General features: G+C 52.0%; 21 protein-coding genes. 13 read left to right on the top strand and 8 right to left on the bottom strand.

The features are described from left to right. The first annotated feature begins 9 nt into the window (after positions 1–9). Together dinF and AC6HVW_RS16445 are read left to right on the top strand one after the other, a co-directional pair. Complete coding sequence (dinF, locus tag AC6HVW_RS16450; protein WP_071681600.1) at positions 10–1,350, top strand: MATE family efflux transporter DinF; 1,341 nt, start codon at positions 10–12, stop codon at positions 1,348–1,350. 306 nt (positions 1,351–1,656) lie between these two features. Next, the gene (locus AC6HVW_RS16445) at positions 1,657–1,866 is read left to right on the top strand and encodes a CsbD family protein (protein ID WP_024483982.1); all 210 of its coding nucleotides are present in this window, start codon (positions 1,657–1,659) and stop codon (positions 1,864–1,866) included. A gap of 115 nt (positions 1,867–1,981) precedes the next feature. Here AC6HVW_RS16445 and zur read toward each other — a convergent pair whose 3' ends face one another. After that, positions 1,982–2,491: a zinc uptake transcriptional repressor Zur gene (gene zur, locus AC6HVW_RS16440; protein WP_024483981.1), complete on the bottom strand. Its 510-nt coding sequence runs from the start codon at positions 2,489–2,491 to the stop codon at positions 1,982–1,984. A 327-nt stretch (positions 2,492–2,818) separates the two neighbouring features. Next, positions 2,819–3,100, bottom strand: coding sequence for a DUF5339 domain-containing protein (locus AC6HVW_RS16435; protein ID WP_071681599.1), 282 nt, complete (start codon positions 3,098–3,100; stop codon positions 2,819–2,821). A 302-nt stretch (positions 3,101–3,402) separates the two neighbouring features. Between AC6HVW_RS16435 and dusA the strand changes: the two genes are divergently transcribed. Then, a complete protein-coding gene (gene dusA, locus AC6HVW_RS16430; protein ID WP_071681597.1) occupies positions 3,403–4,452 on the top strand; it encodes a tRNA dihydrouridine(20/20a) synthase DusA in 1,050 nt (349 codons plus the stop codon). A gap of 158 nt (positions 4,453–4,610) precedes the next feature. Then, positions 4,611–4,829, top strand: coding sequence for an envelope stress response protein PspG (gene pspG / locus AC6HVW_RS16425; RefSeq protein WP_021180810.1), 219 nt, complete (start codon positions 4,611–4,613; stop codon positions 4,827–4,829). 297 nt (positions 4,830–5,126) lie between these two features. Here the strand turns inward: pspG and AC6HVW_RS16420 are convergent, their stop codons facing one another. Continuing rightward, entirely contained in the window at positions 5,127–6,116 is a 990-nt protein-coding gene (locus AC6HVW_RS16420; protein ID WP_071681596.1) for a quinone oxidoreductase, read from the bottom strand. Positions 6,117–6,284: 168 nt separating this feature from the next. On the opposite strand from AC6HVW_RS16420, the gene dnaB reads away from it, so the two are divergent. Both dnaB and alr read left to right on the top strand, forming a co-directional pair. Then, on the top strand, positions 6,285–7,697 hold the full coding sequence (dnaB, locus tag AC6HVW_RS16415; RefSeq protein WP_024483977.1) for a replicative DNA helicase: 1,413 nt from the start codon (positions 6,285–6,287) through the stop codon (positions 7,695–7,697). 17 nt (positions 7,698–7,714) lie between these two features. Beyond that, positions 7,715–8,794: an alanine racemase gene (gene alr / locus AC6HVW_RS16410; RefSeq protein WP_497569553.1), complete on the top strand. Its 1,080-nt coding sequence runs from the start codon at positions 7,715–7,717 to the stop codon at positions 8,792–8,794. Positions 8,795–9,058: 264 nt separating this feature from the next. On the opposite strand, the gene AC6HVW_RS16405 is transcribed toward alr, so the two are convergent. Further along, a complete protein-coding gene (locus AC6HVW_RS16405; RefSeq protein ID WP_024483975.1) occupies positions 9,059–9,829 on the bottom strand; it encodes a transporter substrate-binding domain-containing protein in 771 nt (256 codons plus the stop codon). 224 nt (positions 9,830–10,053) lie between these two features. On the opposite strand from AC6HVW_RS16405, the gene AC6HVW_RS16400 reads away from it, so the two are divergent. The 4 genes from AC6HVW_RS16400 (at position 10,054) to AC6HVW_RS16385 (ending at position 13,181) form a co-directional block, all read left to right on the top strand. Further along, a complete protein-coding gene (locus tag AC6HVW_RS16400) occupies positions 10,054–10,521 on the top strand; it encodes an Lrp/AsnC family transcriptional regulator (RefSeq protein ID WP_021180805.1) in 468 nt (155 codons plus the stop codon). A gap of 74 nt (positions 10,522–10,595) precedes the next feature. Then, on the top strand, positions 10,596–11,789 hold the full coding sequence (locus AC6HVW_RS16395) for an amino acid aminotransferase (RefSeq protein ID WP_071681593.1): 1,194 nt from the start codon (positions 10,596–10,598) through the stop codon (positions 11,787–11,789). Between the two features lie 245 nt (positions 11,790–12,034). Further along, positions 12,035–12,388 carry an MmcQ/YjbR family DNA-binding protein gene (locus AC6HVW_RS16390; protein ID WP_021180803.1) on the top strand — a complete coding sequence of 118 codons (354 nt, stop codon included), beginning with the start codon at positions 12,035–12,037 and terminating at the stop codon, positions 12,386–12,388. A gap of 373 nt (positions 12,389–12,761) precedes the next feature. Further along, complete coding sequence (locus AC6HVW_RS16385; protein ID WP_071681591.1) at positions 12,762–13,181, top strand: DUF1090 domain-containing protein; 420 nt, start codon at positions 12,762–12,764, stop codon at positions 13,179–13,181. Between the two features lie 218 nt (positions 13,182–13,399). Here AC6HVW_RS16385 and uvrA read toward each other — a convergent pair whose 3' ends face one another. Further along, positions 13,400–16,228: an excinuclease ABC subunit UvrA gene (uvrA, locus tag AC6HVW_RS16380; protein WP_141133084.1), complete on the bottom strand. Its 2,829-nt coding sequence runs from the start codon at positions 16,226–16,228 to the stop codon at positions 13,400–13,402. A gap of 287 nt (positions 16,229–16,515) precedes the next feature. Between uvrA and ssb1 the strand changes: the two genes are divergently transcribed. Then, complete coding sequence (ssb1, locus tag AC6HVW_RS16375; protein ID WP_024483970.1) at positions 16,516–17,058, top strand: single-stranded DNA-binding protein SSB1; 543 nt, start codon at positions 16,516–16,518, stop codon at positions 17,056–17,058. Between the two features lie 58 nt (positions 17,059–17,116). Here ssb1 and AC6HVW_RS16370 read toward each other — a convergent pair whose 3' ends face one another. Further along, on the bottom strand, positions 17,117–17,866 hold the full coding sequence (locus tag AC6HVW_RS16370; RefSeq protein WP_071681587.1) for a 3-oxoacyl-ACP reductase family protein: 750 nt from the start codon (positions 17,864–17,866) through the stop codon (positions 17,117–17,119). A gap of 206 nt (positions 17,867–18,072) precedes the next feature. Further along, positions 18,073–18,333: a multiple stress resistance protein BhsA gene (gene bhsA / locus AC6HVW_RS16365; RefSeq protein ID WP_021180798.1), complete on the bottom strand. Its 261-nt coding sequence runs from the start codon at positions 18,331–18,333 to the stop codon at positions 18,073–18,075. Between the two features lie 360 nt (positions 18,334–18,693). On the opposite strand from bhsA, the gene AC6HVW_RS16360 reads away from it, so the two are divergent. Further along, the gene (locus AC6HVW_RS16360) at positions 18,694–19,617 is read left to right on the top strand and encodes a LysR family transcriptional regulator (RefSeq protein WP_071681585.1); all 924 of its coding nucleotides are present in this window, start codon (positions 18,694–18,696) and stop codon (positions 19,615–19,617) included. 68 nt (positions 19,618–19,685) lie between these two features. Here AC6HVW_RS16360 and AC6HVW_RS16355 read toward each other — a convergent pair whose 3' ends face one another. Continuing rightward, entirely contained in the window at positions 19,686–21,032 is a 1,347-nt protein-coding gene (locus tag AC6HVW_RS16355; protein ID WP_186486640.1) for a class-II fumarase/aspartase family protein, read from the bottom strand. A 204-nt stretch (positions 21,033–21,236) separates the two neighbouring features. Between AC6HVW_RS16355 and dcuC the strand changes: the two genes are divergently transcribed. Further along, positions 21,237–22,709: a C4-dicarboxylate transporter DcuC gene (gene dcuC / locus AC6HVW_RS16350; protein WP_071681581.1), complete on the top strand. Its 1,473-nt coding sequence runs from the start codon at positions 21,237–21,239 to the stop codon at positions 22,707–22,709. Positions 22,710–22,773: the final 64 nt, after the last annotated feature.

Genomic DNA, 22,773 nt, shown 5'->3' with positions numbered 1-22,773 from the left:
CATATCGCCATGCGCCTGCTTTCTGCCTTCACCAGTGACACCGACAAAGCTCTGTGGCGTCTGGCGTTGCCGATGATCTTCTCCAATATTACCGTCCCCTTGCTTGGCCTGGTGGATACCGCCGTTATCGGCCATCTCGATAGCCCTAGCTACCTTGGCGGGGTCGCGGTGGGGTCAATGGCCACCAGCTTCCTATTTATGTTGTTGCTGTTCCTGCGTATGAGTACCACCGGGCTGACGGCGCAGGCGCTGGGGGCGCAAGATCCCTACCGGCTGGCTCGCGCCTTTATGCAGCCGTTATTGTTGGCGCTGGTGGCCGGGCTGGCGATTGTGCTGTTGCGAGCCCCGTTGATCACCTTGGCGCTGAACATTGTGGGGGGCGATCGGGAAGTCTTGGTACAGGCCAGGCTATTTTTGGAGATCCGCTGGCTGAGCGCCCCTGCGGCGTTGGCCAATATGGTGCTGCTCGGTTGGTTGCTGGGAGTTCAATACGTGAGGGCGCCGGTGATCCTGTTGATTGTCGGTAACCTGCTGAACATCGTGCTGGATATCTGGCTGGTGATGGGGCTGGGTTGGAACGTGCAGGGGGCCGCGGCTGCCACGGTGATTGCGGAGTACGCCACGCTGTTGCTGGGTTTGTGGTTGGCATGGCGGGTACTACGCATGCGGGGGATTTCGCTGGCGATGCTGCGTACCGCCTGGCGTGGGGATCTGCGCCGCCTGCTGGCACTTAACCGCGACATCATGCTGCGCTCGTTATTACTGCAACTGTGTTTTGCCTCGTTGACCATTCTGGGAGCCCGCATGGGCGGAGAGGTGGTGGCGGTGAATGCGGTGCTGATGAATCTGCTGACCTTTACCGCCTACGCTCTGGATGGTTTTGCCTATGCGGTGGAAGCCCATTCCGGCCACGCCTATGGTGCGCGGGACGGGCGGCAACTGCATAAAGTATGGCGTGCCGCCTGTCGGCAGGCTTGCCTGGTTGCCTGTGGTTTTGCCGTTATTTATCTGTTCGCCGGGCAGCAGATTGTGGCAGGCTTAACCTCGCTGCCGGAGTTGCGTGCGCTGGCAAATCATTATCTGCCCTGGCAGGTGGTGCTGCCTCTGGTGGGGGTTTGGTGCTATCTGCTGGATGGCATGTTTATCGGCGCCACCCGTGGCGCAGAAATGCGTAACAGCATGGCGGTAGCCGCAGTGGGCTACGGGCTGACGTTGTTCACCCTGCCGGTGTTGGGCAACCACGGTTTATGGCTGGCTCTGGCGGTATTCCTGGCACTGCGCGGGGCTGCTTTGGGCTGGGTTTGGCATCGTCATAGCGTGCAAGGCACCTGGTTTTCATCCCCCAATTAGCGATGGATAGGCCAGACTAGTTGATGATATGGGATGGATATTCACATTTTATTACATGTGATGGAGGCTGTTTTGCTTCGCTTGCTTACTGTTTTAATGGCGTTTTTTGCTATTGAGACTTTTCCTAACCCTATTTCATGCTGCTTTTCGGGCGCTTTTCGTGATGGGTGACTATAGTTAATCACGTGGCTGGCGAATTAAGCCCGCGCTTAATTGGCAACGGACGCATTAGATAACCTTAAATTTGACTCAGTTAAGTCCAGCCAGATTTATCTAAAACTGACAACCAAGAGTAACGGAGAGATTATGAACAAAGATCAAGCCGACGGTAACTGGAAGCAGTTTAAAGGTAAAGTGAAGGAAAAATGGGGCAAGCTGACCGATGACGATATCACCGTGATCGAAGGGAAACGCGAACAGCTGGTCGGTAAAATCCAGGAACGCTATGGCTACCAGAAAGAGGCAGCCGAAAAAGAAGTCAAAGCCTGGGAAGAACACAGCAAGTATCGTTGGTAGCGCGATGAGCAGCTGAGTATTGCGGCGCTACGACACCATCCGGCCTGGCAGATTTCCCCCCTGCCACGGCCACGGGAACAAGGATGTACCCGCTCCTTCCTGCAATCCAATCCGCTTATTTTTTCTTTACCACAATGCTGTGGTCATGATCGCAATCGTGTTGGTTTTCACAATTTTCTACCACCACACAGGCAGAACACAGACCGTGGGCTTCCACTACGCTATGGCGCAGCACAAACCCTGATTCTTGAGCCAGTTTCTGCAAGGTTTCTTCCACCCCTTCGGTAGTGCGCTCCGTGACCTGTCCGCAGCGATCGCAGATAAACAGGGCGGAGGTATGCATCGGCTGTTCGAAGTGGTGGCACAGCACATAGCTGTTTGCCGATTCGACGCGGTGGATAAACCCCTGTTCCAGCAAGAAATCCAGTGCACGATAGACCGTAGGTGGTTTGGCCTGCGGCTCTGCCACACGCAGTAAATCCAGCAAATCGTAAGCGCTGATGGCGCCGGGTTGCTCAGCCATCAGGCGTAACACTTCCAGCCGTTGCGGGGTCAGTCGCACGTTGCGTTGCTGACAGAGTTGTTCAGCCTGCGCGAGCAGCTTTTCCTGGTTGGTTGAGTTCATGGCAATTATCCGGCTAGGCAAAGAAGCCGATTTTATCATGTTTCAACGCAATCGCCGAGGGTTGCCCCGCTTTCCCTGGATAACACGGCAAATCGGGCGATTTTCTACGGCTATTCTGGTCAGAGTGGGATGCAGATCACTATTTTTCGTTTTTGGGTATGCCTGGATTATTTTATTGATAATTAAAGTATTGCGATAGGCATTAAGCTTTGGATTGAAGGGAGAGGGCGAGGAAATAATTTACCGTATGGATGGCTAAGCGCTATTCGAATACGGGCCTGGATGAGACCCGTAAGAACTACTGGTGTAGACTTATTTGAGAGCTATTTATTTCAAACCCATGGAGGCTTTCATCTTACCCATCATCTCAATGCCTTGCTTACAAGCGGGATCTTGCTGTTCCGCTGGCATGGCAGCCATCTGCTCTTTGGCTTGATCCATTTGAACTTTTAAAGCATCCATCTGAGCTTTTGCAGCTTCATTTTTAGAGGCTTCAACGATCATGTCATCCACTTCGCCAACGTATTTTTTACAAGTTTCGGTCAACTCACCTGCAAAAGCAGAGGATGACATTGCTAACATGCTGAAAATAAGTACAAACTTTTTCATAAAGCATCCTGCTATTAAATTCCATCCCAGTGATGGCGAGCGGATTATCTTTAAAAGCAGGCCACAAAACAAGCAACTGAAAAAAATTAGGATTTTATTTAAATTTATGACTTTTTAGGGGGTGATTACGACTAAAATCGAGCGTTTAGCATTACGTTTATCTTTCGTTTGCATTAATAGACCCGTCAGGCTTTGGTTGTTTCTGTATGTTATAGTAAGCCATGCCTCTCCCTCCTCAACGATCTGGCCTTCGCATAGGCAGCAGGGGATAGAGAACGAGAAAATACACAGAACGAGCGAACATGAACCAGGACCACGAAAAAGCCACCCCTGCCAAATCAGTGCATCAGCCAAGCGAGGCCAGTAAATACGCCGCCAATCGTTTCTCCATTGCCCCTATGCTGGACTGGACCGATCGCCATTGCCGTTACTTCCATCGCCTGCTGAGCAAGGAAACGCTGCTGTACACCGAAATGGTGACCACCGGCGCGATCATCCACGGTAAAGGTGACTACCTGGCATACAGTGAGGAAGAGCACCCCGTGGCTTTACAGCTAGGGGGCAGCGATCCTGCAGCACTGGCGCACTGTGCCAAACTGGCGGAACAGCGTGGCTATGACGAGATCAACCTTAATGTCGGTTGCCCGTCAGATCGGGTACAGAACGGTATGTTTGGTGCTTGTCTGATGGGGCAGGCGAGCTTGGTGGCAGACTGTATCAAGGCGATGCGCGACGTGGTGTCGATCCCGGTGACGGTAAAAACCCGTATTGGTATCGATGACCAGGACAGCTATGAGTTCCTGTGCGATTTTATCTCTACCGTTGCTGGGCGTGGGGAATGCGATATGTTCACCATTCATGCCCGTAAAGCCTGGCTTTCCGGCCTGAGTCCGAAAGAAAACCGTGAAGTCCCTCCGCTGGACTATCCGCGTGTTTATCAGTTGAAACGTGACTTCCCAGCGCTGACCATTGCGATCAACGGTGGCGTGAAAACGCTGGAAGAAGCCCAGCAGCATCTGCAACATCTGGACGGTGTGATGATGGGGCGCGAGGCGTACCAGAATCCAGGCATTCTAGCGCGGGTAGACAGCGAGATTTTCGGCCGCCAGAGCGAGGTGATGGACAGCGTGGCGATTATCGAATCGCTGTATCCGTATATCGAGCGCGAGCTAGCGAACGGCACCTATCTGGGCCACATCACTCGCCATATTCTCGGTTTGTTCCAGGGGATCCCTGGTGCGCGGCAGTGGCGCCGTCATCTGAGTGAAAATGCCCATAAACCAGGAGCTGATGTGCGCACCGTCGAACAGGCTTTGGCATTGGTGCGCTCACCGCGCACTGAAATGGCATAATCGGCAAAGAACTTGACTAAAAGTTGGTTTTTTTGACTAATGGCGTCACCCGGTGTGGCGCCATTTTTTCATTATTTCAATAACTTATCATTAACTTCAAGTTGGCACGTTTCTTGTAAAGAACAAGACAGACCTATTGTTTTGCCAAGGAGCAACCTATGTTAGAACTGTTCTTTCTGATCGGCTTTGTCGCCATGCTGCTGGTAACCGGTATTTCACTGTTGGGCGTGATGGCTGCGTTATTTGTGGCCGCGGCTTTTATGCTACTGGGCGGGCTGTTTGCCATGGTGTTTAAACTGCTGCCGTGGCTGATCCTGGCGGTGGTTGGCGTGTGGATATACCGCTCTATGCAGAAACCACAGATACGGCGCTATTAAGATTTTTTGCCTAAATATCAGTCAGTCACGCTGAAATTCACCCTGCAGATTGCTTGCCAGTGTGGCGGGGATCACAGCTTGATGTTTTAAATGCGAATGCGGCACATTAAACATATTTTTTACTTATCGAGGCTGCTAGGATGACTCCCGCAGCAGTGATGCTAATCATTTTCATCACCGCGAGAGCTGACAAGAGTGTTGCTTAAAGCAACCCCCATCTCTGGCGGACTCTGCTCTACCCCTACAAAACGCAGTAAACTAGAAAGGGCTCCTGATGGGGCCCTTTCTTTATTGGCGTTACAGACCAGGGATCAGCAGGCTGGAGCCGCTGGTCTGGCCGCTTTCCAGGGTCTGGTGTGCCCGCAGGGCATCTGCCAGAGCAAACTTCTGTGTCGCTTTCACATCAACTTTAATCGCACCGCTGCCAATCAGCGAAAACAGCTCGTTACTGGCAAACTGCAATTCCTGACGGTTGGTGATGTAACCATTGAGCGAAGGACGGGTGACGTAAAGTGAGCCTTTCTGATTGAGCAATGCCAGATCGACGCCGGTAACCGGGCCGGAGGCATTACCAAAGCTCACCATCAGTCCGCGGCGCTTCAGGCTGTTCAATGAGTCCTGCCAGGTACTTTGCCCTACGGAGTCATAGACCACGTTAACCTTTTCGCCGTTGGTCAGTTCAGCTACGCGCTGGGCGATGTTTTCCTGGCGATAATTGATGGTGGCCCAGGCGCCGGCACGCAATGCCTGCTCGGCTTTCTCGTCAGAACTCACGCTGCCGATCAGTTTGGCACCCAACGCTTTGGCCCACTGGCAGGCGATCAGCCCAACCCCCCCGGCGGCGGCATGGAACAGGAATACCTCGCCCGGCTTGACCTCATAGGTTTGGCGCAGCAGATAATGTACGGTCAACCCTTTGAGGAACGAGGCAGCACCCTGTTCGAAAGTGAGGTTATCCGGCAGGATAGCCACCTTTTCCAACGGGACGTTGTGAACTTCGCTGTAGGCACCCAGTGCGGACTGGGCATAAACCACGCGATCGCCAGGTTTGACCGCGCTGACACCTGCCCCGACCTTGATGACCACCCCGGCCGCTTCGGTACCTAACCCGCTTGGGAAGTTTGCTGGTGGGTACAGGCCGCTACGTACGTAGGTATCGATATAGTTGATACCGATCGCCTTGTTCTCGACCTGAACCTCCCCGGCTGCGGGATCGACAGGAGTAAAATCAACATACTGCAGCACTTCCGGGCCGCCGGTGGCGGAGAATTGGATGCGTTTTGACATGTCGCTACCTCGTTTAAATGGCTGTTTTCACCCTACGCTTATCAGCCCAGACTATCTAGCCCGTTGCGCAGTGATTAATCCTTTTTTGCGCAGGGAATCATGACTGAAAATCACGTATACTCTTGCGTCAGCTACCCCCCATTCGCAACTGAATAAAGAATAGGCTTCATGGCAGGCAAAAAACCAACCAACAAGACAAACACGTACGAACCCAGAGACCGCCAGATGGAAGGGCTGAAGATGCCGCCACATTCGCTGGAGGCGGAGCAGTCCGTGTTGGGCGGTTTGATGCTGGATAACGAACGCTGGGATAACGTGGCGGAGCGCGTAGTCGCCAACGACTTCTTCAGCCGCCCACACCGCCTGATCTTTACCGAAATGCAGCGTCTGCTGGAGATGAGCCGGCCTATCGACCTGATCACGCTGTCCGAGTCGTTGGAACAGAGGGGCGATCTGGAGACGGTGGGCGGTTTTGCCTATCTGGCAGAATTATCGAAAAACACCCCTAGTGCGGCCAACATTGGTGCGTATGCCGATATCGTGCGTGAACGAGCGGTCGTCCGTGAAATGATCTCCGTCGCCAACGAAATCGCCGATGCGGGTTACGATCCGCAAGGGCGTAGTAGTGAAGATCTGCTCGATCTGGCCGAATCCCGGGTATTCCAGATCGCGGAAAACCGTGCCAGCAAAGATGAAGGCCCCAAAGGCATCGAACGTATTCTGGAAGATACCGTCGCCCGCATTGAGCAGCTCTATCAGCAGCCGCACGACGGCGTCACCGGTGTAGACACTGGCTATCACGATCTCAACAAGAAAACCGCCGGTCTGCAAAAGTCTGACCTGATCATCGTCGCGGCCCGTCCGGCAATGGGTAAAACCACCTTCGCGATGAACCTGTGCGAACACGCTGCGATGACGCAGGATAAACCGGTGCTGATCTTCAGCCTGGAGATGCCCTGCAACCAGATCATGATGCGTATGCTGGCCTCGCTATCGCGCGTGGATCAGACCCGTATCCGTACCGGCCAACTGGATGATGAGGATTGGGCGCGGATCTCGAGCACCATGGGGATCCTGCTGGAGAAGCGCAATATGTATATTGACGACTCCTCTGGCCTGACGCCCACCGAAGTGCGCTCCCGCGCACGGCGTATTTTCCGTGAACATGACGGGATCAGCCTGATCATGATCGACTACCTGCAGTTGATGCGCGTGCCGTCACTCTCCGACAACCGTACCTTGGAGATTGCCGAAATTTCCCGCTCGCTCAAAGCCTTGGCGAAAGAGCTGCAGGTGCCGGTGGTGGCGCTGTCACAGTTGAACCGTAGCCTGGAACAGCGCGCCGATAAGCGCCCGGTTAACTCCGATTTGCGTGAATCCGGCTCCATCGAGCAGGATGCCGACCTGATTATGTTCATCTACCGTGATGAGGTTTATCACGAGAACAGCGATCTGAAAGGGATTGCCGAAATTATTCTGGGTAAGCAGCGTAACGGCCCGATCGGTACCGTACGCCTGACCTTTAACGGCCAATGGTCGCGCTTCGATAATTATGCGGGGCCACAATATGATGATGAATAATCAGCTAAGGAATTGAAATGAAAGCGGCAACTGCTGTCATCGATCGCCGCGCCCTGCGACACAACCTGCAACAGATCCGTCGCCTGGCGCCGCAAAGCCGCCTGATTGCCGTGGTGAAAGCCAACGCCTATGGACATGGCCTGTTGGAAACGGCTCACACTTTGCAAGATGCCGACTGTTATGGCGTAGCGCGTATTGGCGAAGCGCTGATGCTGCGTGCCGGTGGCATCGTTAAACCGATCCTGCTGCTGGAAGGTTTTTTTTGTGTCGAAGATCTGCCCGCGCTGGTGGCGAATAATATCGAAACCGCCGTTCACAGCATCGAACAGCTCGAGGCGCTGGAGCAGATTGAACTGGCGCACCCGGTGTCGGTATGGATGAAGCTGGATAGCGGAATGCATCGTCTGGGCGTGCGTCCGGAACAGGCAGAGGCGTTCTACCAGCGTTTGTGCGCCTGTCGCAACGTGGTTCAGCCTGTCAATATCATGAGTCACTTCAGCCGCGCCGACGAACCCCTGGTGGATGCGACCGAAAAGCAAATCAGCTGCTTTGAGCACTTCGCCAACGATAAGCCGGGCCTGAAGTCGATCGCGGCTTCCGGCGGGATCTTGCTGTGGCCACAGGCTCATCGTGACTGGGTACGCCCGGGGATTATCCTGTATGGCGTATCCCCGTTGGAGAAGCCCTACGCCGACCACTTTGGGCTGCAACCAGCCATGACGCTGAAATCCAGCCTGATCGCGGTGCGTGAGCATCGAGCCGGGGAGCCGGTAGGCTACGGCGGGCTATGGGTGAGTGAACGAGATACCCGCCTGGGCGTAGTGGCGATGGGCTATGGCGACGGTTATCCGCGCAGTGCACCTTCTGGCACGCCGGTCTGGCTGAACGGACGTGAAGTACCGATTGTCGGCCGCGTCTCCATGGATATGATTTCCGTCGATCTGGGGCCGGATGCCAGCGATAAGGTGGGTGATGAAGTGGTGCTGTGGGGCAATGAGCTGCCGGTTGAACGGGTGGCTGCCTTTAGCGGCATCAGCGCCTATGAGCTGATCACCAAGCTGACCCAGCGCGTCACGATGGAATATATCGGCGAGTAACTTCCCTCACCCCAACCCTCTCCCGCAGGGAGAGGGAGTTGATAGCCTCTGCTCTTTTGGTAGTGATTAGATAATCTTGGCAACCTCGGTCGCCCCTTCAACCAAGAGTTGTGGTGCGATACCGTGATCGATATGTTTCCCTTCGCAAATAGGGCTGATTGTTCTGGTCTAATGAATGCGGTGATCAGGCAAGTTCCCTACCTGATAGCGCGCTCGATCGGTTCCCTCTCCCTGTGGGAGAGGGTTAGGGTGAGGGGCCATCAACTATTTCTTCTTCACCGCCAGCCACTGGCCGATAATCTTCTGATACTCCCCGCTGGCCTTGCTCAAGTGCAGCCACTGATCGACATACAGCTTCCAACTCATATCATCACGCGGCAGCATATAGGCCTTCTCACCGTATTGCATTGGCTTATCCGGGTTCACCGCACACAGCTTGGGATAACGTTTCTGCTGGTACAGGGCTTCGGAGGCATCGGTGATCATCACGTCGGCCTTGCGGTCTACCAACTGCTGGAAAATGCCCATATTATCGTGGGACAGCGTCAGGTTGGCCTTAGGCAGATGCGCACGGACAAAGGCTTCGTTAGTGCCACCGGCAGGCTCGATCAGCCGCACCGCAGGTTTGTTAATCTGCTCAATGGTGCGGTATTTTTTCACGTCGGTACAACGCACCAGCGGGATCTTGCCGTCGGTATCAAGCCGCTCGGCAAAAAACACCTGCTTCTGGCGTTCCAGCGTCACTGAGATCCCCCCCATGGCGATATCACATTTCCCGGCCACGAAGTCAGGCGTCAGGGTTTTCCAGGTGGTTTTTACCCATTTCACTTTGGCCCCCAGACTGTTGGCCAGCGACTCGGCCATCGCGATATCAATGCCTTCGTAGCTGCCATCCTCTTTCAGGAAGGTGTAGGGCTTGTAATCGCCGGTGGTACAGACCGTCAGCGTTTTTTGCTGCAATACCTTGTCCAGATTGGATTGTGCGCTGGCGCTCCCGGTGGCGACCAGCAAGGCGAGAGGCAATAGTTTTTTCATCAAATTTCCTTTTCATGTCGACAAATACATTTGTGGTTTTATGCGCGGTTTTGCCGTTAATTGTTGTTGGTTTGCGTAATTTAGCCGTTTTTTATGCCATTTCTGAGCAAGGAAGCTGGCTTTGCTGCTATGTCTCTCACAACCCGCCAGCACCGATGGTTGCAAGGCTAAAAAAGCTGCTAGTCTGTAGCGTCAACATTTATTAACACATTTTACAGGTGGCTATGTACAACATTGACGATTTTGATATGAAAATCCTGACGCTGTTACAGGCCAATGGCCGTCTGACCAATCAGGAACTGAGCGAACTGGTCGGGCTTTCGGCCTCGCAATGCTCGCGCCGCCGTATCAGCCTGGAGCAAGCCCAGTTGATCAAAGGGTATCACGCCCGGCTGGCACCGGAGGCGGTGGGATTGGGGCTGGTGGGGCTGATAGAGGTAAGCCTGCTGACCCATACCCAAGAGCAGATCGACAGTTTTCATCAGATGCTGGCAGAAGTGGACGCAATTGTTGACGTTTATAAAACTACCGGCGATGCCGACTACCTGCTGAAAGTGGCGGTAGCAGACCTGCCAGCGTTAAGTGAGTTTATCAGCCAGAAGCTTTCCCGCCATAAAAGCGTCGGGCATATCAAAACGGCGGTGGTGCTGGAAAGGATCAAAGAAAACGGTTTGCTTCCGGTGACCAGATAAAGCTAAAACCCAACGCCGATTTGTGGCTATATTAGGGACTGTGCCCGAACAACCAAAATCAGGAGAACCAACCCGTGTTCCAGAATGTTGAAGCCTATGCAGGTGACCCGATCCTGTCGCTGATGGAAAAATTCAAAAAAGATCCCCGTGCGCACAAGGTGAACCTGAGTATTGGCCTTTACTACAATGAGCAAGGCATCATCCCACAGATGAAGGCCGTTGCCGCTGCTGAAACCCAACTTAACAGCGTTGAACAGGGGGCCTCGGTCTACCTGCCGATGGAAGGCCTACAGCCTTACCGTAGCGCAATCCAGCAACTGTTATTTGGTGCTGAACACCCCATGCTGCAACAAGGGCGCATTGCCACCGTTCAAACCGTGGGCGGTTCTGGTGCGTTGAAAGTGGGGGCTGACTTCCTGAAAAGCTATTTCCCGGACTCTCAGGTTTGGGTCAGCGATCCGACTTGGGAAAACCACGTGGCCATCTTTGGTGGCGCCGGTTTCAAAGTGAATACTTACCCCTATTTCGACGGTGAAAAACTGGGGGTGAAATTTGATGCCATGCTGAGCACGCTGCAACAGCTGCCGGCCAAGAGCATTGCCCTGCTGCATCCTTGCTGTCATAACCCGACCGGTTCCGATCTCACCAATGCCCAGTGGGATCAGGTGGTTAAAGTGATCGCCGAACGTGAACTGATCCCGTTCCTCGACATCGCCTATCAAGGCTTTGGCGGCGGAATGGATCAGGATGCCTACGCCATTCGCGCCATTGCGGCTGCCGGTTTGCCGTGCCTGGTGAGCAACTCATTCTCGAAAATCTTCTCACTGTACGGTGAGCGCGTGGGTGGGCTTTCTGTGGTGTGTGAAAGCAGCGAGGCCGCCGAGCGTGTGCTGGGGCAGCTGAAAGCGACCGTGCGCCGTAACTACTCCAGCCCACCGAACTTCGGTGCTCAGGTGGTGGCAAAAGTGCTGAACGATGCGCAGTTGAAAGCGCAATGGTTGGCCGAAGTGGAGTCCATGCGCAACCGTATTCTGGAGATGCGTAAAGCGCTGGTCGAAACGCTCAAGGGCGCGTTGCCACAGCGTAACTTCGATTACCTGCTCGAGCAGCGCGGCATGTTCAGCTACACCGGCTTCAGCGCGGCTCAGGTTGACCGGCTGCGTGAAGAGTTCGGTGTCTATCTAATCCACAGCGGTCGTATGTGTGTGGCGGGCCTGAACCACAATAACGTTCGTCAAGTGGCCGAGGCCTTTGCCGCGGTGCAGTAACGACCTGAATGCAGTGATTTTAGGGGCGATAGCGATATCGCCCCTTATTGTTTCTGCGTGTTGGCGGTTGCCGCCAACTGGATAAAGAATATACTGTCTGAGAGCGCTAAGACTTTTCGCAAGCGCCATCAAGCCTTGCTTTCAGCGACCAGGCGCGGTTCTCTATCTGACTGGCAGGGTATCTGGCTGGTAACAGCATACTCACAGTGGTTCGCGCCGCATTGTGTCTTTCGGGAAATAACCCAATGAATAACTCAGCACTGCTGGAATACTGCATGGCGAAACCTGGCGCACACCAAAGCGATCAAAACCAATGGCAGGCCAGCCAGATCAAGGTGGGTGATGTCATGTTCGCTATGGTGTGTGAAGTGCAGGGTCGCCCAGCGTTGGCGATCAAAAGCAGCCCGGAGCTGGCAGAAAGCCTACGTGAGCAGCATCCGGAAATCGTCCCCTGCGAACATTTGAATAAAGCCCATTGGAACGCGGTATTTCTGGACGGCAACTTGCCCAATTCGCAGTTTTATCATTTGATCGACAGCTCATATCGTTTGGTGCTGGAAGGGTTGCCCGATCAGGTGCGCCAAGAGCTGCGCATTTGAATTTATAGGTGGCCAGGCCTGTTGGCTCAAGAGTGGCGACAGGCCAGAGGACTACGCCCCCGATACCTATGGGGAAATTTTATTTTGTAGGCCAATATCGTTTACTGCGTTATTTAGTTCTGAGAAACAGGATTGGCAAGGTTTTTTTTGGTTTAATTCCACTAATTAGATTTTTTTCTATTAATTGGCGTATATTTAAATATTGATAAAAATAGGGTGGCAATTTATTTGCAATAGCACGGGGCTGTTAATTAAGAGAGTTCTCATTGGAATTTAAATTATGTCTGTGTTATTAATGTGTCTATATCAATCTGCTTAAAGGCAAATAAGGATAAGGGATCCGTAGGGGAACCTACTAAAAGGAAATTTAATTATGAAACTGCATCATTCAATATTTCTCGTACTGCCACTGCTCGTTTATTCCTCATTATCATTGGCGGCGCCAAATTGTGCAATAAAAGAACAAAAACTGCGAGAGCAGCTCGAGTACGCGACGCGTTATGGCAATGTCCATCGTGTTGAGGGGCTGAATCGGGCCTTGGCCAATGTGCAGACCTACTGCCACGGTGGTTACAAAGGCCGTTATAATAGATACGATGATGCACCTGCCACTCAGCCGTTCGAATTCGATCGCCAGTATGAAATTGCCAAGAAGCAACGTAAGGTAGAGAAAAGAAAACAAGAGCTATATGAAGCACAGCTCAAAGGCAAACCGAGCAAAATTGCTAAGCGACAGAGAAAATTAGCTGAGGCCGAATTTGAACTGAAGCAGGTGGAGTCATGGGGAAGGTAGCCTTGCCGATATGAGTATATTTTAGCTGCAGATAAATAATGCTGAATTTGGGTGGTGAGAGTTATTTCACCACTGCGCGGCACTTACATATCCGTGTGATAGTTAAAACCCCAAATCCGCTCCTGCCATTCTAAGGTGGAAACGTATTGCTGTCCCTAGGTTGCGCCATAATAACGGCCAACATGCCGAGCTTGGTGTTCGGCATGTTGGCCACGGTGTTATCTCTGCAACATCGGTTTCAGGAACCGCGCGGTATGAGACTCTTTACAGTTGGCCACGGTTTCCGGCGTGCCGGACACCAGGATCTCACCGCCGCCGCTGCCGCCTTCCGGCCCCAGATCGACGATCCAGTCCGCCGTCTTGATGACGTCCAGGTTGTGTTCAATCACCACGATGGTGTTGCCCTGATCGCGTAACTGATGCAGTACCGCCAGCAACTGCTGGATATCGGCGAAGTGTAGGCCGGTAGTAGGCTCATCGAGGATATACAGCGTCTGACCAGTACCCCGTTTCGACAGCTCACGCGCCAGTTTCACACGCTGCGCTTCACCACCTGAAAGGGTGGTGGCCGACTGCCCGAGGCGGATATAGGAAAGCCCAACCTCCATCAACGTTTGCAGCTTACGCGCCAAGGCGGGCACGGCATCGAAGAAATCACGGGCTTCCTCAATGGTCATCTCCAGCACTTCGTGGATGTTTTTACCCTTGTACTTCACTTCCAACGTTTCGCGGTTATAGCGTTTGCCTTTGCACTGGTCGCAAGGCACGTAGATATCCGGCAGGAAGTGCATCTCTACCTTGATCACGCCGTCGCCCTGGCAGGCTTCGCAGCGGCCGCCCTTGACGTTAAAGCTGAAACGGCCCGGCGTGTAGCCACGGGTACGGGATTCAGGTACCCCGGCAAACAGCTCGCGCACCGGGGTGAAGATCCCGGTATAGGTGGCCGGGTTAGAGCGTGGCGTACGGCCAATTGGGCTCTGATCGATATCGATCACCTTGTCGAAATGTTCCAGGCCGGTCACTTCGCGGTAAGGAGCCGCTTCGGCAATGGTTGCACCGTTGAGCTGGCGTTGGGCGATCGGGAACAGCGTATCGTTGATCAGCGTTGACTTGCCGGAACCGGAAACGCCGGTAATGCAGGTAAACAGCCCGACAGGCAGCGTAAGCGTCACGTCCTTCAGGTTGTTGCCGCGTGCGCCGCTGAGTTTCAGCACTTTGCTCGGATCCGCGGGTACGCGTTCGGCCGGAATGGCGATTGAGCGCTTGCCGCTAAGGAACTGGCCGGTCAGTGAATCCGGTTGGGCCATGATGTCATCGACGGTGCCTTCCGCTACCACCTGGCCGCCGTGAACACCGGCACCAGGGCCGATATCGATCACGTGGTCGGCTGCGCGGATTGCGTCTTCATCGTGTTCTACCACGATCACCGTGTTACCCAGGTTACGCAGGTGGATCAGGGTTTCCAGCAAGCGTTCGTTATCACGCTGGTGCAGGCCAATGGATGGCTCATCCAGCACGTACATCACGCCTACCAGACCAGCACCGATCTGGCTTGCCAGGCGAATACGCTGGGCTTCACCGCCGGACAGCGTTTCCGCAGAGCGTGACAGTGAAAGGTAGTTCAGCCCGACGTTAACCAGGAACTTCAGACGATCGCCGATCTCTTTCAACACCTTCTCGGCGATCTGGGCACGTTGACCGCTCAGCTTCATATTCTGGAAGAAGGTCATGGCATGGCCGATGCTGAGCTCAGAGATCTCCGGCAGCGTAGTATCTTCCACGAACACGTTACGGGCTTCTTCACGCAGGCGGGTGCCACGGCACGAGGCGCAAGGACGGTTGCTGATAAATTTGGCCAGCTCTTCACGCACCGCGCTGGATTCGGTTTCTTTGTAGCGGCGCTCCATATTATGCAGCACGCCTTCAAACGGATGGCGGCGCACGGTGGTGTCACCGCGATCGTTGATGTATTTGAATTCGATCGACTCTTTGCCCGAACCGCTCAGTACCGCTTTCTGCACGTTGGCATCCAGGCTGCTGAACGGGGCTTCCACATCAAAGCTATAGTGCTCCGCCAGCGAGCGCAGCATTTGGAAATAATAGAAGTTACGGCGGTCCCAACCGCGGATAGCGCCACCGGCCAGAGAAAGCTCGGGGTTCTGCACCACACGCTCAGGATCGAAGAACTGCTGCACGCCCAGTCCGTCACAGGTAGGGCAGGCGCCGGCCGGGTTGTTGAACGAGAACAGCCGGGGTTCCAGCTCGCGCATGCTGTAGCCGCAGATGGGGCAGGCAAAGTTGGCGGAGAACAGCAGTTCATCGGCCTTTTCGTCATCCATATCGGCGACGACGGCGGTACCGCCGGACAGTTCCAATGCGGTTTCAAACGATTCGGCCAAACGCTGTGCCAGATCGTCACGCACTTTGAAACGGTCCACTACCACTTCAATGGTGTGTTTCTTTTGCAGCTCCAGCTTTGGCGGATCGGAGAGATCGCACACTTCTCCGTCGATCCGCGCGCGGATATAGCCCTGGGTTGCCAGGTTTTCCAGCGTTTTGGTGTGTTCACCCTTACGATCTTTCACCACCGGGGCCAACAGCATCAGGCGTTTGCCTTCCGGCTGGTTGAGCACGTTATCCACCATTTGGCTGACGGTTTGTGCCGCCAACGGCACGTGGTGATCCGGGCAACGCGGTTCGCCGACGCGGGCAAACAGCAGGCGCAGGTAATCGTGGATCTCGGTGATGGTCCCGACCGTGGAGCGCGGGTTATGCGAGGTCGATTTCTGCTCGATGGAGATCGCCGGGGATAGACCTTCAATATGGTCGACGTCCGGTTTTTCCATCAGCGAAAGAAACTGGCGAGCGTAGGCAGAGAGCGACTCAACGTAGCGCCGCTGCCCCTCGGCATACAGGGTATCAAAAGCCAGTGAGGACTTGCCTGAACCTGATAAACCGGTGACGACGATCAGCTTGTCGCGCGGGATAATCAGGTTGATGTTTTTGAGATTGTGGGTTCGAGCACCACGAACTTCGATATTGTCCATTTACACTTCCCGTCTTGATGATACACCGCGCCTGTCTGCGTTCTTTTGTGGGCGATTATGTGATCTATTGCGCAAAAAAACGGCTCGGCCAGTACGAAACGCATAATTATGGCACAAAAAAACCTGAATGAATATCCAGTATACGAATGCAACAAGGTCGATCGCCGGGACATTTTTGGAAGGCACTTCGCAGGTATAATCTAAGCAGGTGGCATGCTACAATTTGTGGTTTAGACTATCCAAAATGTGGTCTGAATCCACTTAAATGACTCATCGGGAGATCGAACATGGCCAGCAGAGGCGTAAACAAAGTAATTTTGGTCGGGAATCTGGGTCAAGACCCTGAGGTCCGTTACATGCCTAATGGCGGCGCAGTTGCCAACATTACCCTGGCGACCTCCGAGAGCTGGCGTGACAAGGCTACTGGCGAGCAGAAAGAAAAAACGGAATGGCACCGCGTGGTGTTGTTCGGCAAGCTGGCAGAAGTGGCGGGTGAATACCTGCGTAAAGGTTCCCAGGTTTACATCGAGGGTGCATTGCAGACCCGTAAATGGACCGATCAGGCGGGCGTAGAAAAATACACCACCGAAATCGTGGTCAACGTGGGTGGCACCATGCAGATGTTGGGCGGCCGCCAAGGTGGTGGTGCTCCAGCAGGCGGCGGCGCTCCAGCGGGTGGCCAGCAGGGCGGTTGGGGTCAACCTCAGCAGCCACAGGGTGGCAACCAGTTCAGCGGTGGTCAACAGCAGCAGGCTCGCCCAGCGCAAAACAGCGCACCAGCGGCCAGCAACGAACCACCAATGGACTTTGACGACGATATTCCGTTCTGATTGTCCTCAGGTTCAAAACGAAAAGCCCCTTTTTGGGGCTTTTTTGCTTTAGAGGGCATTACGCTGAGAAGCCACCGTCAATCGTCAGGCTGGCACCGGTGATATATCCCGCCTCCGGCCCCGCCAGATAAGCCACAAAGCTGGCAATCTCTTCATCCTTACCATAACGGCCAACGGCCATCATCGGTTTCAACTGTTCGGCAAAATCGCCATCTGCCGGGTTCATATCGGTATCTACCGGGCCGGGCTGGACGTTATTGACGGTAATGCCGCGTGAACCCAGATCGCGAGCCATGCCCTTGGTTAAGCCGACCAGCGCCGACTTGCTCATGGCGTAGATCGCTCCACCGGCAAACGGCATACGCTCGGCGTTGGTGCTGCCGATATTGATAATGCGACCATTATCATTCATATGGCGGGCGGCCTCCTGGCTGGCAACAAATACGCTGCGGACGTTAACGGCCAGCGTGCGATCCAGATCCGCTAACGACAATTCCTCCAGGTTACCCATTGCCAGCACGCCCGCGTTATTCACCAGAATATCCAGCTTGCCGAAGCTGTTTACCGTCTGGCGTATCGCCTGTTGCAGAGCCTCTGCGTCGGTACTGTCTGCACGGATGGCAATGGCTTGACCGCCAGCGGTCTTAATGGCTTCAACCACCTCATCGGCTTTATCGGGGGAGGAAACGTAGGTGAAGGCGACGGTAGCGCCTTCACGTGCCAGGCGTTTAACGATGGCGGCACCGATACCACGTGAACCACCCTGGACAAAAGCTACTCTACCTGACAGAAATTGCGTTACTGACATGATAATTCTCCAGAAGTCGTGAAGGTTATTGAATAGCAAAAGCAGTATCGGGAAAGAACGGGCTGGGAATTGCCAGAGCATGCGGTGAGCACGGCTCTATCGGGAAAGTGCCGGTTGGTTGGTAAATTATAGAGCAGTTTGGTGAGTCTGGGTTTTGTCGCCCGCTATAACGCGAAAAGCCCCTTGCGGGGCTCATAATCTGACGATTAGTTAAAAATTTCTGCTGTGCCGTAAAGCTTGTTCTGGCCACCGGCGGAAACGATACGGTAAGAGTTGGCACCGGATGCGGCCGCTTTGCTTGCCAGTTCGGCTTCCAGAGCGCTCAGGTTGCTGGCACCGCTTACGGAAACCACACCGATTTTCTGTGAGTCGGCAGTTGGCTGGCTGGTGACCTGGTCAGCGGCAATGCTGGCGAAAGAAGCGGAAGTTAACAGTACAGCGGTAGCAAAAATTTTGATGCTTTTCATGATTCAATCCTCAGGGGTTTTGTTAGGTGAGAGGCCGTTTTCTCTCGATGTGTTAAATGATAGGCCACTTGCTGGCAATGGAAAATCGGAGAGTTTTGAGCATCTACATCAAATAAACTGAACTACTGGAAAGGGGCAATAGTTGAAAGGGCAGCCATCTGCGAACTGGCCGCTTGAAAAGTGTCTATCATGAAGGCGGCAAGATTTATTGTGTATCTAAAGGGGAGGGGCAACGCATTACCCTTTGGGCGAACAAGCGCCGGGGCTTGTTTCTTCTTCAGTTTTACTCATTTTCCTTGTTACAATGACCAACCAGTTAGGTCAGCCCACTAACGTTAAGCTATGTATCGGGAAGCAGGCATGAAGAATAATCTATCGATAAGATCGGCCTCTTTGAGAGATTTTGAGATTATCAAGGCTATTATTGAAAAAGGTTCTGCGACCCAGGCTGCCGAGTCCCTTGGAATAAGCCAACCCGCAGTCAGTAAGGCGGTTGCCAGTATTGAAGAAAAGTTGGGTAAGACACTATTTACCCGTGAGAAAGGGCGCCTGAACCCGACCAAAGATGCTCTGTTTTTTTATGAGGAAATCGTTAATATCTTTAATTCCCTCGAGAGAATCGATGATAACAATTGGGCCAGTAAGTCCAGCAAGACGTTAAAAGTGATCACAACCCCAACCATTGCGTATTCCTATCTCGCCCCCCTGACAGCTCGCTATGCTAAAGAAAGGAGTAATGTCAAAGTTTCATTTAGTGTGGTGAACTCTGTCGATATGATGAATTTGCTCAGAGAAGGGCGGGCCGATATTGCACTGGCTAATGCGGATATAAATAACAACCTGGCAGAATTAACGATAGAGCCAATATTTAAATCCAAAATTGTGTGTATGATGCACAAAAGTCATGAGTTGGCAAAGAAAGAAAAGCTGGTGCTTTCAGACTTTAATTTTAGAAATATCATCATGTACACCACAAGAAATATTTTGTTTTCCAAAATCATGAAAGCATTCAGTGGTTCTGGTGTAGAAACCAACGTTATAGCAGAGGTGTCGGATTCGCTGGTGGCTCTAAATTTTGTTAATGAAAACTTGGGGTTATGTCTGGCGCCAAATTTCCCAGCCATCCATCAGTTCAACGATAACATCATTATCAAAGACATTGATGTGGAGATTTACGATGAAATGGCATTTTTCTATCTGCCCAATATCTTAAACCCCTACTGCAGTGATTACGTAGAGTATGTGACTGGTCATTTGCAGTCTATACAACATTTGTCAAAATGAAAAAAGAGCTCATTGATGTATAAATGAGCCCTTCGGATATACCAGTGAAAGCATGGGTAAAGAGTTGTTTATCTTTTTACATTCTGCAAGACAAAATCAACACAGCTCTCGGCTTCCCCGATATAGCTTGCCTCATCAAGTAATTTATCGATATCTATTGTTGCAACGACATCTTCCTTGATGAGTTGAGCACGAATACAATCGGAAAACGCTGCGCCAGTTAACACCGACTCCATGGCGGCTTCGTACAATATATGGTGTGCTTCGGCACGGCCAATGTCTTTGGCAAGAGCCATCATGATAGATTCTGAGAGAATAAGGCCTTTGGTCAGCTTGATATTTTCCAGCATTTTTTCTGGATAAACCTGTAATCCGTCGATCAGTTTAAACAGATTTTCACCGATCGAGACTGCCAGGATAGCCACTTCGGGAAGGGTGACATCCATAACATTGCTTTCCGCAGCGTCACCTTCATTCATTTTGATCATCGCCATGTATGATAAGGGAACACGGGCGCGTAGCAATTGTGAAAGGCCAACCAGATTTTGCGCATTTTGCGGATTACGCTTCTGGGCCATCGTGGAGCTGCCAACCTTGCCATGATGGAAACTTTCTTCCAGTTCGGCCAGTTCCGTTCTTTGCAAGAAAATGATTTCCTGAGCGACTTTTTCAGTAAAGCTCGCCAATTGCCCAAGAATGGTGACGTAATGTGTTTGCGAGTCGCTAGAGGTGCGTACTGGGATCGTATTGGATGTCAGATTAAGTAAGGCAGCCATGCCCTCCTGAATCTCCCGGCCTTTGCCTTCCATGGCAGAGAAGGTTCCTACGGCCCCTCCCAGGCTGACAGTAAAAGCCTCTGACGCGGCATTGGAGAGCCTGTCTTTGATGCGCTGAAGTTCAGCAAACCATGACGCGACCTTAAAGCCAAAAGTGATTGGTAGGGCGTGCTGCCCATGAGTTCTTCCCGCCTGAGTGTAGCTCTTTGATTTTAAAGCCAGTGCGGAAAAAGAGAGCAATGCCTTTTCCAGATAACCGGTGATGAGGTTATGGCTGGCACGAAGCTGTAAAGACGCAGCCGTATCAAAGATGTTTTGAGTGGTGGCCCCCCAGTGAATATAGCCCGCAGCTTGTTTGCCGCAAACACGTTCAAACTCTCTTAAGACCGGTACGAACGGGTGACAAGTTTCCCGGATCCCTTGCTTGATAGCGTCAATGTTCAGCAAATCTGCGTTAGCGGATTGGGTGATTTTTTGCGCACACTCTTCGGGGATGACCCCCAATTTTGCCTGTGCTTGAGCAAGAGCCGCTTCGACGTCTAGCCATGCTTGTATAGTTTTAACATCAGACCAGAGTTTAACCGCTTGGGGATTGAACCAGTGGCCGGTGATACATGATTCGAACATACCCGTATTCATAACATACCTCTCATTACATTTTGGTTATGTATGTATTCATTTTTTGATTATTGGTGTGAAAAAGCAGCGTAGTCAACCGTGATCTGCCGTTTTATTGCGTTTTATTGCTTTTGAGATCGTTATCACATGTTTTATTGGTTATGTGATCATATCATAAAGGTAATGATAGTTGTCGGGTGCTACTTCATGCAAAGGTGAGTCATCATGCAAAGGGTAATGTTGAATCAAGCTAAAACGATGTTGTTTATTATCATGGGGTTAATAGCGCTGGGTGCATTGAAGCATCTTTTTGGTGACAAACCCTTTATTCTTGCTATCACCTTTCTGGTGATTGTGTTGGTTTGCGCTGGCATCGCAAAGAAATACTATGCTCAAGCTGTGATTTTAACCGGGGGCATTATTCTCTTGATTGCAACGGTTATTGCCTTTCCTGATGTCAGTATTACCAAGGCAGCGTCTGGTTCCAAATTTATTGATATCTTCATTGAAATCAAAGTGCTTTTTTCCGATAGCATTTCCAAGCTTGGCTTGATTATTATGGTTATTTCCGGCTTTTCAAGATACATGAACGATATTGGTGCTTCGGCAAAACTGGTCGGGGTTTGTATTAAGCCCCTCGAGAGAATCAATGCGAAGTACGTACTTTTAGGCTGTTGTTATATCCTGATGCAGGTTTTAGCCTTGTTTATTTCAAGCCCTTCAGGGTTGGCTCTTTTGATGCTCACAACGCTATATCCGGTTTTACGTTCTATTGGATGTTCAAAAGCGGCTGTTGCCTCAGTGATTGCCTCTGGCATATGTATTGACTATGGGCCATCCGCTACCGGGAGCGTGCTGATTTCCGAACTCACAGGATATGACCTTTTTTCATTTTTTGTGGATAAGCAGGTCCCTATTGTTGCCATCCTCTTCGTTGTCATCGGGATATCTCATATGGTGATGCAGGCATACTGGGACAGAAAAGAAGCTGTAAATGAAGATGATAGCGAAAGTCAGGCCAAGGACGCTGACATTTTGAAGGATGTTCCGACGTATTATGCTCTGCTGCCTGTTGTTCCAATGATCATTCTCTTCGTTTTCTCCAGTCTGGTGGAGGAGTATTTCCCCTCTTATTTGCAAATTAAAATTGATGTGGTTTCAGCGATTATTTTGTCGTTCTTTATTGCTTTCCTGATTGATTCGATCAGAACCTTTGACCTAAAAAAATCAACTGATAAGGTGCTTGGGCTATTCGATCAGATGGGGCAGTCTTTTATTACCGTGGTCTCTATTCTGCTTTGTGCTCAGGTTTTGGTCGCGGGGATTATAAAAATTGGCTTTATTGATACGCTATTTGGCTTTATTCCTAACGAGGGTCACTATGCCACGGTCATCGTCGTTCTGTTTAGTTTACTGATTTTCTGTGGCTCAGTGATCATGGGGACCGGTACGGTGTTTAATGCCTTTGCACCTCTTAGTGCTGAAGTGGCGAAAGGTGCAGGCATTTCGGTGTTTAAGATGTTGGTACCGTTGCATTTTTCAGCCAGTTTAGGGCGGAGCTTTTCACCCATTTCAGGCGTTATTATCGCCGTGTCTGGCTTTGCAGGGGTAACGCCGTTCCAGATAATCAAAAGAAACTGTGTGCAATTAACCATTGCCTATGTCCTGATGATGGCGCTTTCCCTGTCCTATTTGTGAGTGAATAAGGCCGAAGTCAGATCATCAAACTCAATCTTAGGCATCATTGGCGATAGTTGAAATC

It is taken from the genome of Serratia sp. NCCP-200 (assembly GCF_059697885.1).
The sequence above is the reverse complement of the archived record's forward strand: the minus strand, read 5'-3'. Positions and strand labels throughout refer to the sequence as shown.

Coding starts and splice junctions, on each gene's coding strand:
- dinF (WP_071681600.1), top strand. CDS start 10: ATGCGCCTGCTTTCTGCCTTCACCAGTGACACCGACAAAGCTCTGTGG.
- AC6HVW_RS16445 (WP_024483982.1), top strand. CDS start 1,657: ATGAACAAAGATCAAGCCGACGGTAACTGGAAGCAGTTTAAAGGTAAA.
- zur (WP_024483981.1), bottom strand. CDS start 2,491: ATGAACTCAACCAACCAGGAAAAGCTGCTCGCGCAGGCTGAACAACTC.
- AC6HVW_RS16435 (WP_071681599.1), bottom strand. CDS start 3,100: ATGAAAAAGTTTGTACTTATTTTCAGCATGTTAGCAATGTCATCCTCT.
- dusA (WP_071681597.1), top strand. CDS start 3,403: ATGAACCAGGACCACGAAAAAGCCACCCCTGCCAAATCAGTGCATCAG.
- pspG (WP_021180810.1), top strand. CDS start 4,611: ATGTTAGAACTGTTCTTTCTGATCGGCTTTGTCGCCATGCTGCTGGTA.
- AC6HVW_RS16420 (WP_071681596.1), bottom strand. CDS start 6,116: ATGTCAAAACGCATCCAATTCTCCGCCACCGGCGGCCCGGAAGTGCTG.
- dnaB (WP_024483977.1), top strand. CDS start 6,285: ATGGCAGGCAAAAAACCAACCAACAAGACAAACACGTACGAACCCAGA.
- alr (WP_497569553.1), top strand. CDS start 7,715: ATGAAAGCGGCAACTGCTGTCATCGATCGCCGCGCCCTGCGACACAAC.
- AC6HVW_RS16405 (WP_024483975.1), bottom strand. CDS start 9,829: ATGAAAAAACTATTGCCTCTCGCCTTGCTGGTCGCCACCGGGAGCGCC.
- AC6HVW_RS16400 (WP_021180805.1), top strand. CDS start 10,054: ATGTACAACATTGACGATTTTGATATGAAAATCCTGACGCTGTTACAG.
- AC6HVW_RS16390 (WP_021180803.1), top strand. CDS start 12,035: ATGAATAACTCAGCACTGCTGGAATACTGCATGGCGAAACCTGGCGCA.
- AC6HVW_RS16385 (WP_071681591.1), top strand. CDS start 12,762: ATGAAACTGCATCATTCAATATTTCTCGTACTGCCACTGCTCGTTTAT.
- uvrA (WP_141133084.1), bottom strand. CDS start 16,228: ATGGACAATATCGAAGTTCGTGGTGCTCGAACCCACAATCTCAAAAAC.
- ssb1 (WP_024483970.1), top strand. CDS start 16,516: ATGGCCAGCAGAGGCGTAAACAAAGTAATTTTGGTCGGGAATCTGGGT.
- AC6HVW_RS16370 (WP_071681587.1), bottom strand. CDS start 17,866: ATGTCAGTAACGCAATTTCTGTCAGGTAGAGTAGCTTTTGTCCAGGGT.
- bhsA (WP_021180798.1), bottom strand. CDS start 18,333: ATGAAAAGCATCAAAATTTTTGCTACCGCTGTACTGTTAACTTCCGCT.
- AC6HVW_RS16360 (WP_071681585.1), top strand. CDS start 18,694: ATGAAGAATAATCTATCGATAAGATCGGCCTCTTTGAGAGATTTTGAG.
- AC6HVW_RS16355 (WP_186486640.1), bottom strand. CDS start 21,032: ATGAATACGGGTATGTTCGAATCATGTATCACCGGCCACTGGTTCAAT.
- dcuC (WP_071681581.1), top strand. CDS start 21,237: ATGCAAAGGGTAATGTTGAATCAAGCTAAAACGATGTTGTTTATTATC.